The following is a 13805-nucleotide window of genomic DNA, read 5'->3' as shown; positions in this document are numbered from 1 at the left end:
CGCTCGTGGGGTGGGGGGCGGGATGGGTGTGCGGTCGGCCCGGTCGTCGGGGGGCCGGGGCGGGGCGGGCCGGTCAGAGCGCGCCGTGGAAGGTGCGGTTGAGGACGTCGAGCTGCTGCTCGCGGGTCAGCCGGACGAAGTTCACCGCGTAGCCGCTGACGCGGATGGTGAGCTGCGGGTAGTTCTCCGGGTGCTCCATGGCGTCCTTGAGGACCTCGCGGTTGAGGACGTTGACGTTCATGTGGAAGCCGTCGCTGGCCATGTAGCCGTCGAGGACGCCCGCCAGGTTCTTGATCCGCTCCTCGGGGGTGCGGCCCAGGCCGTCGGGAGTGACGGTGTTGGTCAGCGAGATGCCGTCCTCGGCGTCCTCGTAGGGGAGCTTGGCCACGGAGAGGGCCGAGGTGACGTAGCCGTGGGTGTCGCGGCCGTTCATCGGGTTGGCGCCCGGGGAGAAGGGCTCGCCGGCGCGGCGGCCGTCGGGGGTGTTGCCGGTCTTCTTGCCGTAGACCACGTTCGAGGTGATGGTCAGGACCGACTGGGTGTGCTCGGCGTCGCGGTAGGTCGGGTGCTTGCGCACCTTCTTCATGAACTCCTCGACGATCCAGACGGCCATGTCGTCGACGCGGTCGTCGTTGTTGCCGAAGGCCGGGTAGTCGCCCTCGATGGTGTAGTCGGTGGCCAGGCCGGTCTCGTCGCGGTGCGCGGTGACCTTGGCGTACTTGATGGCGGACAGCGAGTCGGCGGCGACCGAGAGGCCGGCGATGCCGCAGGCCATGGTGCGGCGCACGTCGCGGTCGTGGAGGGCCATCTCGATGCGCTCGTAGGCGTACCGGTCGTGCATGTAGTGGATGACGTTGAGCGCGTGCACGTAGACGTTCGCGAGCCATTCCATCTGCTCGTCGAACTTGCGCATGACCTCGTCGTAGTCGAGGACCTCGGCGGTGACGGCACCGGTCTCGGGGCCGACCTGGGCGCCGGACTTCTCGTCCCGGCCGCCGTTGATCGCGTAGAGGAGGGTCTTGGCGACGTTGACGCGGGCGCCGAAGAACTGCATCTGCTTGCCGACGGGCATGGCCGAGACGCAGCAGGCGATGGCGGTGTCGTCGCCGAAGCGCGGGCGCATCAGCTCGTCGGACTCGTACTGCACCGAGGAGGTGTCGATGGAGACCTTGGCGCAGAACTCCTTGAAGCCCTGGGGCAGCCGCGGGGACCAGAAGACGGTCATGTTCGGCTCGGGGGCCGGGCCGAGGTTGTAGAGGGTCTGGAGGTAGCGGAAGGAGGTCCGGGTGACCAGCGGGCGGCCGTCCTCGCCCATGCCCGCGATCGACTCGGTGACCCAGGTCGGGTCGCCGGAGAAGAGGGCGTCGTACTCGGGGGTGCGCAGGAAGCGGACGATCCGCAGCTTGATGATGAAGTCGTCGACGAGTTCCTGGGCCTGCTCCTCGGTGAGGATCCCGGCCTCGATGTCGCGCTGGAGGTAGACGTCCACGAAGGTGGAGGTGCGACCCAGGGACATGGCGGCGCCGTTCTGCTCCTTCACCGCGGCGAGGTAGGCGAAGTACAGCCACTGGATGGCCTCACGGCCGGTGGTGGCCGGGCCGGAGATGTCCTGGCCGTAGGAGGCGGCCATGGCCTTCAGCTCGCCGAGGGCGCGCATCTGCTCGGAGAGCTCCTCGCGCAGCCGGATGGTCTCCTCCAGGGAGCGGTGGCCCGCGGGGAGGACGTCCAGCTCGGCCTTCTCCTCCTTCTTGACCGCGATCAGGCGGTCCACGCCGTAGAGGGCCACGCGGCGGTAGTCGCCGATGATGCGGCCGCGGCCGTAGGCGTCGGGGAGGCCGGTGACGATGCCGGCCTTGCGGGCGGCCCGGATCTCGGGGGTGTAGGCGTCGAAGACACCGGCGTTGTGGGTCTTGCGGTACTCGGTGAAGACCTTCTCCAGCTCCGCGGAGACGGGGTAGCCGTAGGTCTCCAGGGCGCCGGCGACCATCCGCCAGCCGCCGTAGGGCATGATCGCGCGCTTGAGCGGGGCGTCCGTCTGGAGGCCGACGATCAGGTCCTTGTCGCGGTCGATCCAGCCGGGGGCGTGGGCGGTGATGGTGGCGGGGACGTCGTGGGCGATGTCGTACACGCCCTTCTCGCGCTCCTCCGGGAACTTGTCCGTGATGAGCTTCCACACGGCGCTGGTGCGCTCGGTGGGGCCCGCGAGGAAGGAGTCGTCGCCCTCGTACGGGGTGTAGTTCTGCTGGATGAAGTCGCGGACGTCGATGGCATCCCGCCAGAGTCCGCCCTTGAAGCCCTTCCAGGCCTCGCCGTGCTTCGTTGCTTCAGCGGGAGTGGCAGTCATCGCCGGCACCTCATTCAAGTCGCCTCTTCGCTTGTCTCCATTGCACTCCTTTTGATCGATCATTTGGGGCCGCGATGGTCCCGACCTGCCGCCCGAAGGTCCCTGCGGGGCCCGGCGTTCCGCCCCGAACCCCGTCCTGACCTGCGGATCCTCGCGGGACTTTGGTCCGTCGTGCGCTTGTGAATGCATTCACAAGATCTTCGCCCCAAGCCCTCGACCGCCCGGCGGGAGGCGGGCGGCGGGAGGCGGGCGGCGGGCGGCGGGCGGCGGGCGGCGGGCGGCGGGCGGCGGGCGGCGGGCGGCTCAGACGAACCGGACCAGGGCGAACCCGGTCGCCACCGACACCGCGACGGTCACCAGCCCGGGGAGCATGAAGGAGTGGTCGACCACGAAGCCGCCCACCCGGGTGGTGCCCGTCCGGTCGAAGTTCACCGCCGCGATGAAGGTCCCGTAGGTGGGCAGCAGGAAGTAGCCGTTGACCGCGGGCCACATCGCGATGAGCAGCGGGGCCGGGATGCCCAGGGCGATGCCCAGCGGCATCAGGGCCTTGGTGGTGGTGGCCTGGCTGAAGAGCAGGGCGGAGAGCAGGAGCAGCATCACCGCGAAGAACCACGGGTGCCCCTGGGCCACCCCGCCGAGCGCCTCGGTGATGCGGTGCTCGTTGGCGCCGATGAAGGTCAGGCCGAGCCAGGACAGCCCGAAGACCCCGATCACCGCGACGGTGCCGGAGCGGGCCACCTCGGTGCCCGGCATCTTGCGGGCGTCGACCCGGCACAGCAGGAGGATCAGCGCGGCCACGGCCATCATCAGGATCTCGATGGCGGCGGGCATGGGGAGCGGTCCGGCGGCGGTGTGCGGGCGCAGTCCGGGGAAGAGGCCGCTGACGACCACGGCCAGGGTGCCGCCGAGGAAGAGCAGCGCGGACCGGCGGGCCCGGGGTCCGGCTCCGCCGGCGGCCGGGCCGTCACCGCCTCCGGTCGGAGCGCCGGGCGGGGCGATCTCCCCGGCGGCCAGCCGGCGCAGGTACTCGGGGTCGCGGTCCAGCTCCCGACCGACCCGGGACTGCACGGCGGCGGCGACGAGCACCCCGAGCAGGGTGGCGGGCACCGCCACGGCCATGATCCGGGGCAGGTTCCAGCCGTCCCCGTCGAACATCACGATCATCGCGGCCATGGCGGCGGAGACCGGCGAGGCGGTGATGCCCACGGTGGCGGCCACGGAGGAGACCGCGAGGGGGCGCTCCGGGCGCACCCCGCCCTCCCGGGCCACGTCGTGGATGACGGGCAGCAGGGGGTAGAAGACGTGCGCGGTGCCCGCGCCGAGGGTGAAGGCCCACGAGACGAGCGGGGCGATCAGGGTGACCCGTCGCGGGCTGCTGCGGATGGCCCGCTCGGCCGACCCCACCAGCCAGGAGACGCCGCCGGCGGCCTCCATCGCGGCGGCCGCCATGATCACCGCCAGGATGATCAGCATCACGTCCACGATGCCGGAGGTGTCGGCGGGGGCCACCCCGAAGACGGCTGCCAGGACGAACACGCCCACGGCCCCCCAGAGCCCCATGGCCACGCCGCCCTTGCGGGAGCCGAGCGCGATGGCGGCCATCATCACGGCGAGCTGGAGGAACATGCCGAGCACGGGGGTGTCCTTCCGGACGGGGCGGGACGGGGCGGGGCGCGGGTGGCGGAGCGGCGGGTCGTACGGCCACCGCGGGAGCCCGGGCGGAGTGGCCGTTCGTACGGCCGCCGCGGGGGCAGGGGAAAGCCCCGGGGCCCGTTCAGGTCCGGGCCCCGGGGCTGGCTGAGGGGGGAAGGGTCGGTCCGGCGGTGGGATCAGCTGGGCGCTTCGGCGTTCTTGCGGGCGTAGAACCACCAGGCCACGACCACGCAGCTGGCGTAGAAGCCCACGAAGCCCCACATCGCGCTGGTCACCGCGAAGTTGGCGAACATCGCCGGGATGAAGAAGAAGCCGTAGGCGGCGATGGCGGCGGTGAAGCCGGTGACCGCGCCGGACTCGATCTCGGCCTGCTTCAGGGCGGCCGCGTACTCCGGGGTGCCCTCGGTGAGGCCCTTCAGGTGCTGCCCCCGGAAGATCACCGGGATCTGGCGGAAGGTGGAGCCGTTGCCGATGCCGGAGAAGAAGAAGGCGGCGAGGAAGCAGGCGAAGAAGCCGTAGAACTCACCGGAGGAAGAGCCCGAGGGCAGGAAGTTGATCACTCCGATGATGGCGGCGGCCATGCCGACGAAGGACAGGATGGTGACCCGGGCGCCGCCGAGCTTGTCCGCGATCCAGCCGCCGGCCCAGCGGGCCAGGGCGCCGAGGGCGGGGCCCATCCAGGCGTAGGTGGCCACGGAGTAGTCCGGGAACGTGGTCTTGATCAGCAGCGGGAGGGCCGCGGCGAAGCCGATGAAGGAGCCGAAGGTGCCCACGTACAGCCAGGTCATCACCCAGTTGTGCTTGCGCTTGAAGATGATCTTCTGCTGGCTGAAGGGGGTGGAGGCCACCTTGAGGTCGTTCTGCCCGAACCAGGAGACCAGCGCCAGCACGATCAGCACCGGCACCCACACGAAGGCGGCGTTCTGGAGGTAGATCTCCGAGCCGTCCTTCTTCGTCTGACCGGCGCCGATGGCCAGCACGGAGCTGGTGATCAGGATCGGGGTGAGCAGCTGCACCACGGAAACGCCCAGGTTGCCCAGACCGCCGTTGATGCCGGTGGCGTTGCCCTTCTCCTGCTTGGGGTAGAAGAAGCCGATGTTCGCCAGCGAGGAGGAGAAGTTGGCGCCGCCGATGCCGCAGAGCGCGGCGATGGCGATCAGGACCCCGTAGGGGGTGTCCGGGTTCTGGACGGCGAAGCCCAGCCACAGCAGCGGGACGATCAGCACCACGGTGGACAGGGCGGTGAACCGCCGCTGGCCGATCCGCGGGCCGAGGAAGGTGTAGAAGATCCGGGCGGTGCCGCCGGTGAGGCCGGGCACGGCGGTCAGCCAGAACAGCTGCGACTGGCTGAAGCCGAAGCCGACGTCCTTGAGGTTGGTCGCCGTGATGCTCCAGACCTGCCACACCACGAAGGCGACCAGCAGGGCGGGGACGGCGATCCACAGGTTCCGGGTGGCCACCTTCTTGCCGGTGGAGCGCCAGAAGGCCGGGTCCTCCGGAGCCCAGTCGGTGATCGTGCGGCCGGGGCGGTACTGCTCAGGGTCCGGCACCGCGCTGCGGCTTCTGGCCGGACGCGTGTCCTGCGGGGCGGAACTGGCGGAGCTCATGGCAGTGTCCTGAACTTCGAGACGGGTCCTGACATATCCAGGATTCGCCGCGGCGGGGGCCCGCGGCAGAGCCGAAGGCACCCGGGATCACGGCCCAAGGTCCCGGCCGCCGGGGTGCGTTCGGCGGCCCGGGTGCGGGACCTTGCGCCGCGCCCCGGCGACGCGCGGGGGGCGCGGCACCGGGGCGGGAGACTGCGAAGGTTACGGAGACCACGAAGGCTGCGGAGGGTTCAGGGGCGACGGCTCCGGGGGGTCAGGAGCCGACCTCCACCACCGGCAGGGAGACCTCGGGGTCGTCCAGGCAGACCCCGGTCCGCAGGTCGAAGACCTGCTTGTGCAGGGGCGAGGCCACCACGGGCACCCCGTCCACGGAGCCCATGATCCCGTGCGCGATCACGTCGGCCCCGGTGAAGGGGTCGCGGTTGCCGACCGCGTACACCTCGCCGGCCCGGTCCTTGAAGACCGCCGCCTCGGAGCCGTCCGCCAGGACGGCGGCCCGGCCCCGGCCGGGCTCCAGGGCGGCGGCGACCGCGGCCCGCGAGGCCGCCGGGTCCGCCCCGAAGTCCACCGAGCCGAGGTCCACGGGCCCGAAGCGCTCCAGCGCCGCCGGGTCCTCCAGGACGGCCTGCCACTCGTCCTGGTAGGCGGCCACGTGCCGCTCCATCTGGGCCTCCAGCTCGGCGCACAGGCCCAGCGAGTCCTCGACGAGCACCTCGCGCAGGTGCGCGAGGCCGGCTCCGGAGCCGCCCAGCCGCTCCACCCAGGCCGCCGTCCGCTCCAGGCGCTCCCCGGTCCGGACGTAGTACATGAGGAAGCGGTCGGTCAGCGCGATCAGCTCCTCCGTGGACAGGTCGGAGGCGAGCAGGTCCGCGTGGCGCGGGGTGGTCCCGCCGTTGCCGCCGACGTACAGGTTCCAGCCGTTGGCGGTGGCGATGACCCCGATGTCCTTGCCGCGGGCCTCGGCGCACTCGCGCAGGCAGCCCGAGACCCCGCCCTTGAACTTGTGGGGGGTGCGCAGGCCCCGGTAGCGCAGCTCCAGCGTGACGGCCAGCCCGATCGAGTCGCCCTGCCCGAAGCGGCAGAAGCGGGAGCCCACGCAGGACTTCACCGCGCGGAGGGACTTGCCGTACGCCTGCCCCGATTCGAAGCCGGCCCCGCCCAGGCGGCGCCAGATGTCGGGGAGCTGCTCGGCGCGGGCCCCGTAGAGTCCGATCCGCTGGGCTCCGGTGATCTTGGTGTAGAGGCCGTAGTCCCGGGCCACCTCGCCCAGGGCGATGACCTGCTCGGGGCTGATCTCGCCGCCCGCGACGCGCGGGACCACCGAATAGGTGCCGTCCTTCTGGATGTTGGCGAGGAAGAGGTCGTTGGAGTCCTGGAGGGCAGCCTGCTCCCCCTCCAGGATGTGCCGCAGGCCCAGTTCGGGGGCGAGGCTGCCGAGCACGTTCGCGGCCACCGGCTTGCAGACGGCGCAGCCCTCGCCGCCGGAGCCGTGGCGCTCCAGGAGCTCCGCGAAGGAGCGGATGCCCTCGGTGCGGACGGCCTCGTAGATCTCGGCGCGGGTCAGCGCGAAGTGCTCGCACAGGCCCCGCGGCTTCTCGATGCCGGCCGCGGCGAGTTCGGCGTCGAGGACGGCCTGGAGGGTGCCCAGGCAGCCGCCGCAGCCGGTGCCCGCCTTCGTGCACTTCTTGATGCCGCCGACATCGGTCAGCGACTCCTCGGTGACGGCCGTGACGACCTGCGCCTTGGTGACGTTGTGGCAGCTGCACACCACGGCGTCGTCGGGCAGCGCGTCGGCGCCGGGCAGGGCCGCCCCGTCCGTGGCGGGCAGGATGAACGCCTCGGGGGGTGCCGGGAGTTGCCGTCCGGCGTGCGGCTTCAGGGAGCCGTAGGCGGCGGCGTCCCCGACCAGGATCCCGCCGAGCAGGGCGCCGTCCGGGCCGAGCAGCAGCTTCTTGTAGACGCCCTCGCGGGCGTCGGAGAAGACCACGGAGACGGCCCCGTCCCGGCCCTCGGGGGCGAAGGGGTCGCCGAAGGAGGCCACGTCGGCGCCCATCAGCTTCAGCTTGGTGGAGGTGTCGGCGCCGGTGAAGACGGTGCCGCCGGGGCCGGCGAGGGCGTCGGCCACGGTCTCGGCCATCTGGTAGCCGGGCGCGACGAGCCCGTAGACCCGGCCGTCCACGGTCTGCGCGCACTCGCCGATGGCGTACACGTACGGGTCGCTGGTGCGGCAGTGGGCGTCCACGGCCACGCCGCCGCGGTCGCCGACGGCGATGCCGCCCTCCCGGGCCAGCCGGTCCCGGGGCCGCACCCCGGCGGAGAAGACCACCAGGTCGGCCTTGACCTCCTGGCCGTCGGTGAGCCGCAGGGCCCGGGCCCTGCCGTCCGCGTCGGCCTCGACGCCCGCCGCGCCGACGCCGGTGTGCACGGCCACGCCCATGGACTCGATGGTGGCGCGCAGGGCCGCGGCCCCGCCGTCGTCCACCTGGAGGGGCATCAGGCGGGGGGCGAACTCCACCACGTGCGTGGTCAGGCCGAGGGTGCGCAGGGCGCCCGCGGCCTCCAGGCCGAGGAGTCCGCCGCCGATGACCACGCCGGTGCGGGCGCGGGCCGCGTAGTCGGTGAGGGCCGCGACGTCGTCGAGGGTGCGGTAGGTGAAGCAGCCCTCGGCGTCGGCGCCCTCCACGGGCGGCACGAAGGGGTAGGAGCCGGTGGCCAGCACCAGCGCGTCGTAGCCGACCACGTGCCCGGAGGCGGTGGTGACGGTGCGGGCGGCGGTGTCGAGGTGCGTGGCGGGGTCGCCGAGCCGCAGGTCGATGCCGTGCCGCTCGGTGAAGCCGGGCGGGCACAGCGACAGCTCCTCGGGGGCGGTGCCGGTGAAGGCGGCGGAGAGGTGCACCCGGTCGTAGGCGGGGCGGGTCTCCTCGGCGAGGACCACGGCCCGCCAGCCGCCGGCCCCGGGCCGTTCCGGGTCGGCGAAGGCGTCGCGCTCGGCGAGCGCCTCCAGCAGGCGGTGCCCCACCATGCCGTGACCGATCACTACCAGCGTCTGCGCCATGGGTCCGCTCCGATGCGTCTCGCGTTGCCTGCCCTTCCGACGGTAGGACCGCGGCACCGGCCCGGGGCGCGGAGAACGGCCCTCGCGGGCGGGCCCTGGGCCCCCTTCCGGAGGGGACCTGCGGCCCTGCGGGCGGGCCCTCGGTCCGGGCCCGCCGGGGCCGGGACGGGCCTACCGTGGGAGGAGGGGCCCCCTCGTACCGGGGGAGCCCCGCCCGCGCCCCGGCCGCCCCGTCGGCGCCGCGCCCGCCCGGGGCGCCGCCCGGCCCCGGAGCCGTACCGGAAGGCATCCCGAACCGGAAGGCATCCCGATGCTCGTCCTCGCCGTCCACGGCAGTGCCGATCCCGCGGCCGCCGCCGTCATCGGGCGCCTGGTCCGCACGCTGCGGACCACCGGCGGCACCCCGGTCCTGGTGGGCCACCTCGACGTGCAGCGGCCCTCCCTGGCCGAGGTGGTGCGCGCGCGTCCCGGCGCGGTGGTGGTGCCGCTGCTGCTGGGCGACGGCTACCACCGGACCGTGGACATCCCCGCCGTCCTCGACGGCACCGGCTGCGCCCTCACCGCCGGACTCAGCGGGGAGCCGGACATCGCGGCGGCCCTCTACGGGCGGCTCCGCGCGGCCGAGCGCGCCGCGGACCCGTCGGCCCGCGCGGACGCCGTGCTGGTGGCCGGGGCGGGCTCCTCCCGGCCCGGCGGCAACACCGGCACCGAGGACGCCGCCACCCGGCTGGCGGCCCTCCTCGCCGCCTCCGCCGGCGGCCCCGGCACCGCCCCCGTACCGGTCCGCACGGCCTACCTGACCTCCGCCGCGCCCACCGTGCCGGAGGCCCTGGCGGAGCTCCGGGCCGCCGGGCACCGGCGGATCGCGGTGGCCGCGCACCTGCTGGCCCCGGGCCGCTTCACCCGCTTCCTGGCCGACGCCGGGGCCTGGACGGTCACGGAGCCGCTCGCGGACCACCCGCGGGTGGCCCGGCTGGTGCTGGCCCGCCACCGGGCGGCGGAGGACGCCCGGGCGGCCGCGGACACCCGGGCGGCCCTGCCCGGGACCCGCACGGCCTGCTGACTCCCGCCGTCCGTGCTGTGCTGGGGGCATGGCGTACCGACAGATGACCGCGCGCAGCCGTCAGGAGGCGCACCGGGCGGCCACCCCGCTGGAGCTGTTCTTCGACCTCTGCTTCGTCGTCGCCGTGGCGCAGGCGGGCCGACAGCTGGTGCACGCCCTCGCCGAGGGTCATCCGGGGTCCGGGATCACCGGGTACCTCTTCGTGTTCTTCGGCGTGTGGTGGGCCTGGATGAACTTCACCTGGTTCGCCTCCGCCTACGACGTGGACGACGTGCCGTACCGGGTGATGACCCTGGTGCAGATCGCCGGCGTGCTGGTGTACTCGGCGGGCATCCCGCGCGCCTTCGATGACGGGGACTGGACGGTCGCCGTCGTCGGCTACGTGCTGATGCGCCTCGCGCTGACCGTGGAGTGGCTGCGGGCGGCCCGCGGGGAGCAGGGGGCGGCGCGAAGCTGCGCCCTGAAGTACGCGGCGGGGCTGCTGGTGTGCCAGGTCGGCTGGGTGGCGCTGCTGGCGGCCCCCGACTCGGCGAAGCAGTGGCTGTTCCTGGTGCTGGTGCTCGCCGAGCTGTCGGTGCCGATGATCGCCGAGCGGAGCCACCAGACCCCCTGGCACCCGCACCACATCGCCGAGCGGTACGGCCTGTTCACCATCATCGTGCTGGGCGAGACCATCGCCGCGGCCACCGTGGGCGTGCAGTCCGCGCTGGACGAGCACGAGGAGCTGAGCACGCTGCTGCCGATCGCGGCGGGCGGGCTGCTGCTGGTGTACGCGGCCTGGTGGATCTACTTCGCGGTACCGGCCCACGAGCGGCTCACGAGCAACCGCGAGGCGATCCCGTGGGGGTACGGGCACTACGTGATCCTCGGCTCGGCGGCGGCCATCGGGGCGGGCATCGAGGTGGTGGTGGAGCAGGCCGTGGGGAAGGCGCACGTCTCGACCACGGCGGCGAACGCCGCGGTGACGATCCCGGTGGCGCTGTTCCTGCTGTCGGTGTGGCTGCTGCACTCGCGGCACTTCAAGCGGGGCGCGGCCCAGCAGCTGGTGCTGCCCCTGACCGCCATGGCGATCCTCGCCTGCACCTTCACCGGGAGCCGGGCGGTGCTGTGGGCGGGGCTGGTCGCGGCCCTCGCGGTGGCGGTGGGCGTGGTCCTGTCGGAGCGGGTCCCGCCCGCCTCCGCCGGGCCGGTGCCGGAGCCGGTCCGGGAGGGCTGAGCCCCTGCCCGGCCGGCCCCGGTCCGGGCCGGGCGTCAACCGCAAACCCGCCGCCCGTCCCCCGTTCGCGGGAATCCGGGGCCCCCGGGTCCGCCGGGACGCCCGCCGCCGCGTTCCAGCACTGAGGATGGCGCCCGGCGACAGGAAGAGGTGCGGCCATGACGATCCCGGCACAAGGAACCGCGGCGGCCGGGGCGGCCGCGCTCGCGGACCCGGCCTTCTGGACCCGCCCGCCCACCGAACGCCTCGCCGTCTTCGCCGGCCTGCGCGCCCTGGACGGACCGGTGTTCGTCGACGAGGGGCGCGGCCGGGGCCACTGGGCGCTGGTGCGGCACGCGGACGTGCAGGAGGCCAGCCGACTGCCGAAGGTGTTCGCGAGCGCCCCGGGGGTGACCACGCCCGAGCCCGCCCGCTGGGTCCGCGCCCTGTTCGGGGACTCGATGGTCAACCTCGACGGCCCCGACCACGCCAGGCTCCGCCGGATCGTGCAACGGGCCTTCACCCCCCGCCTGTTGGCGGAGGCGGAGCGGGACATCGACGCGGTGGCCGCACGCATCGTGGACGACATGCTGGAGCGGCGGCCCGACGAGTTCGTCGCCGCGGTGGCCTCCCGACTCCCGCTGGAGGTCATCTGCAACATGATGGGCATCCCCGAGCGGTACCGGCCGGAGATCGCCGACCGGGTCAACCACGCCTCGGAGCACATCGGGGTGGAGCGGGGCCTGGCGGCCCGGCTCCGGATCCCGGGGCGGGGGCTGAGGGCCCTGGCCCGGATGCAACGGATGGTGGCGGGCATCGGCCGGGAGCGGCGCCGCAACCCGGGCGACGACCTGATCTCGGCGCTGGTCCGTGCCGAACTGCCCGGATCGGGCGCGGCCGGGGCCGAGGGGGACGGCCGGGGCCTGGGGGCCCGCCAGTTGGGCGCCTTCTTCTCGCTGCTGATGGTGGCCGGGGTGGAGACCACCCGCAACGCCCTCACCCACGGGCTGACCCTGCTCACCGACCACCCGGACCAACGGGAACTGTGGCGCGGGGACTTCGACCGGTACGCGGACGGGGCGGTGGACGAGATCATCCGGCACTCCACGCCCATCATCCAGTTCCGCCGGACGGTCCGGGCCGAACACCTCCTGGGCGGACGGACCTTCCTGCCCGGCGAGAAGGTGGTGTTGTACTACGCCTCCGCCAACCGCGACGAGGCGGTGTTCGGGCCGGATCCGGACGCCTTCGACATCACCCGCGACCCCAACCCGCACCTGGGCTTCGGCGGCGGCGGCCCGCACTACTGCCTGGGGGCGCACCTGGCCCGGCAGGAGATGAGGGCGCTGTTCCGGGAGCTGTTGACCCGGCCCCGGGACCTGCGGGCCACGGGCCTGCCCGATCTGGCGGGCTCCAGCTTCGACAACCGGGTCCGCTCGCTGAAGTTCACCTTCACGCCCTGACGCGGACCGGGCCCGGTCCCCGCGCGGGGTCCGGTCCGGAGCCGGACGTGACCGGAGGCCGCCGGGCAGGCTGGGAGCCCGGCGGCCTCCGGCGTGCGGGGGCGGTGCGTCGCGCCGCCTCGCACGGGGCGGCGCCCCGCGCTACTTGCGCAGCTTGGTGACGGGCAGCACGATGTGCGCGCTGCTGGTCAGGTTGGCCTCGTTGCCCGCGAACGCCTGGAGCATGTCGGCGGTCACCGGTCGGCCGGGGACGGCCTCCGGCCAGGCGCGGGTGGCGAACAGGAAGTACACCTGCCCGGAGTCCTCGGCGGCGCGCACCCACTCCGGCGGGGCGGAGCACTGGGCGTTCAGGCCCGGCATGGTGAGCACCGCCTGCTCGGCCTCCACCAGGATGGTGATCGGGATGCCGCTGCCGGTGGTGCCGTCGAGCACCTCCTCGCCGATGCGCAGCCCGATCTGCTGGAGCAGTTCGCGGGCCGCGCCCTCGGAGGCCGCGGGGCCGCCCTCGCCGTCGCCGAGGGAGTAGGCGAGGAGGTACGGGATGTCGTGGCCGTCTTCGGGGTCGCCGATCCAGGCCAGGACGGAGAGGGTGCCCAGGCGGGCCTCGCGGGACGCGGATTCGGTCTGAGTCGAAGTCATGCGCCGCACCCTAGTGGTGTTTTCCGGGAGCCTTTCACGGGCGTTCACCGGTTCGGGCTATGCGCACTCAGATATGCCAGGAGCCCTCCGGCGCATTCGCCCGGGTGTTCGCCTCCCGGTACTGGAGTTGAACGATGCGCACATTCTCCGGAATTTCGAACACGACCCATCCTTCGGCCTGTTCCCCGACCGCCAGCGGGCGCGGTACGAGGGCGTCGCCGGTGGTCAGTTTCCCGGTGGCCACGGAGGGGTGGCGGCGGCCCTCGCCGTCGACGGCCCACATCCGGCCGAGCGCCCCGTAGGAGGCCCCGCCCACGCTCGCGAAGGTCATCTCGGCGCCGAACCAGCGCTTGCCCTCGGCGGGTCCGCGGGCCGCGTCGGCGCTGACGGCCGGGTCCACCACGGCGTCCAGGACCACCTTCAGGTGCTGCCCCATGCCCTTGCCGCGCAGGTGGACCGCGTCTCCGAGGCGGGCGGCGCGGGCCGCCGGGGCCTGACCGGCGGGCGTCCGGGCGGGCTCGGCGGCCGGCCGGTCGTCGCGGGCCGGGTCCGCGGCGACCGGGGCCGGCCCCAGGGTCTGGGGGGCGGAGCCCTGGGCCTGACAGCCGGCGGAACCGAGGACGAGGAGGGGCAGCAGGGCGAGGGAGGCGGTGGCGGAGCGACGGCTGGGGCGCATGGGGTGGGGGTCCCTTCGGTGCGGGGTGCGGCCATCCTCACGCGCGCCCGGACGAATGCCCCCGACGACACGTGCGACTGCGAGTGAGTTCACCGCACGCGATCAGCACA

At 73.6% G+C, this 13805-nt stretch carries 9 protein-coding genes; 3 read left to right on the top strand and 6 right to left on the bottom strand.

Translation table 11 applies throughout. The annotated features are described in order from the left end of the window. Positions 1-73 precede the first annotated feature (73 nt). From pflB to nirB, 4 genes are all read right to left on the bottom strand, one after another. On the bottom strand, positions 74-2344 hold the full coding sequence (gene pflB / locus ABTZ17_RS22345; protein ID WP_352197441.1) for a formate C-acetyltransferase: 2271 nt from the start codon (positions 2342-2344) through the stop codon (positions 74-76). A gap of 303 nt (positions 2345-2647) precedes the next feature. Next, positions 2648-3970 (bottom strand): anaerobic C4-dicarboxylate transporter family protein, encoded by a 1323-nt coding sequence (locus tag ABTZ17_RS22340; protein ID WP_352197442.1) that lies wholly within the window; start codon positions 3968-3970, stop codon positions 2648-2650. 203 nt (positions 3971-4173) lie between these two features. Next, positions 4174-5604 (bottom strand): NarK family nitrate/nitrite MFS transporter, encoded by a 1431-nt coding sequence (locus ABTZ17_RS22335; protein ID WP_352197440.1) that lies wholly within the window; start codon positions 5602-5604, stop codon positions 4174-4176. A gap of 253 nt (positions 5605-5857) precedes the next feature. Beyond that, on the bottom strand, positions 5858-8659 hold the full coding sequence (gene nirB / locus ABTZ17_RS22330) for a nitrite reductase large subunit NirB (RefSeq protein ID WP_352197439.1): 2802 nt from the start codon (positions 8657-8659) through the stop codon (positions 5858-5860). A 310-nt stretch (positions 8660-8969) separates the two neighbouring features. Between nirB and ABTZ17_RS22325 the strand changes: the two genes are divergently transcribed. From ABTZ17_RS22325 to ABTZ17_RS22315, 3 genes are all read left to right on the top strand, one after another. Then, the gene (locus tag ABTZ17_RS22325) at positions 8970-9722 is read left to right on the top strand and encodes a sirohydrochlorin chelatase (protein ID WP_352197438.1); all 753 of its coding nucleotides are present in this window, start codon (positions 8970-8972) and stop codon (positions 9720-9722) included. A 28-nt stretch (positions 9723-9750) separates the two neighbouring features. Next, entirely contained in the window at positions 9751-10938 is a 1188-nt protein-coding gene (locus ABTZ17_RS22320; RefSeq protein ID WP_352197437.1) for a low temperature requirement protein A, read from the top strand. Positions 10939-11096: 158 nt separating this feature from the next. Next, entirely contained in the window at positions 11097-12380 is a 1284-nt protein-coding gene (locus tag ABTZ17_RS22315; RefSeq protein WP_352197436.1) for a cytochrome P450, read from the top strand. Between the two features lie 141 nt (positions 12381-12521). On the opposite strand, the gene ABTZ17_RS22310 is transcribed toward ABTZ17_RS22315, so the two are convergent. Continuing rightward, positions 12522-13019 carry a DUF5949 family protein gene (locus ABTZ17_RS22310; protein WP_352197435.1) on the bottom strand — a complete coding sequence of 166 codons (498 nt, stop codon included), beginning with the start codon at positions 13017-13019 and terminating at the stop codon, positions 12522-12524. A gap of 67 nt (positions 13020-13086) precedes the next feature. Beyond that, positions 13087-13695 (bottom strand): hypothetical protein, encoded by a 609-nt coding sequence (locus ABTZ17_RS22305; protein ID WP_352197434.1) that lies wholly within the window; start codon positions 13693-13695, stop codon positions 13087-13089. Positions 13696-13805: the final 110 nt, after the last annotated feature.

Origin of the sequence: Streptomyces sp. NPDC097619, assembly GCF_040302735.1 — a bacterium.
GTDB lineage: Bacteria > Actinomycetota > Actinomycetes > Streptomycetales > Streptomycetaceae > Streptomyces.
The sequence above is the reverse complement of the archived record's forward strand: the minus strand, read 5'-3'. Positions and strand labels throughout refer to the sequence as shown.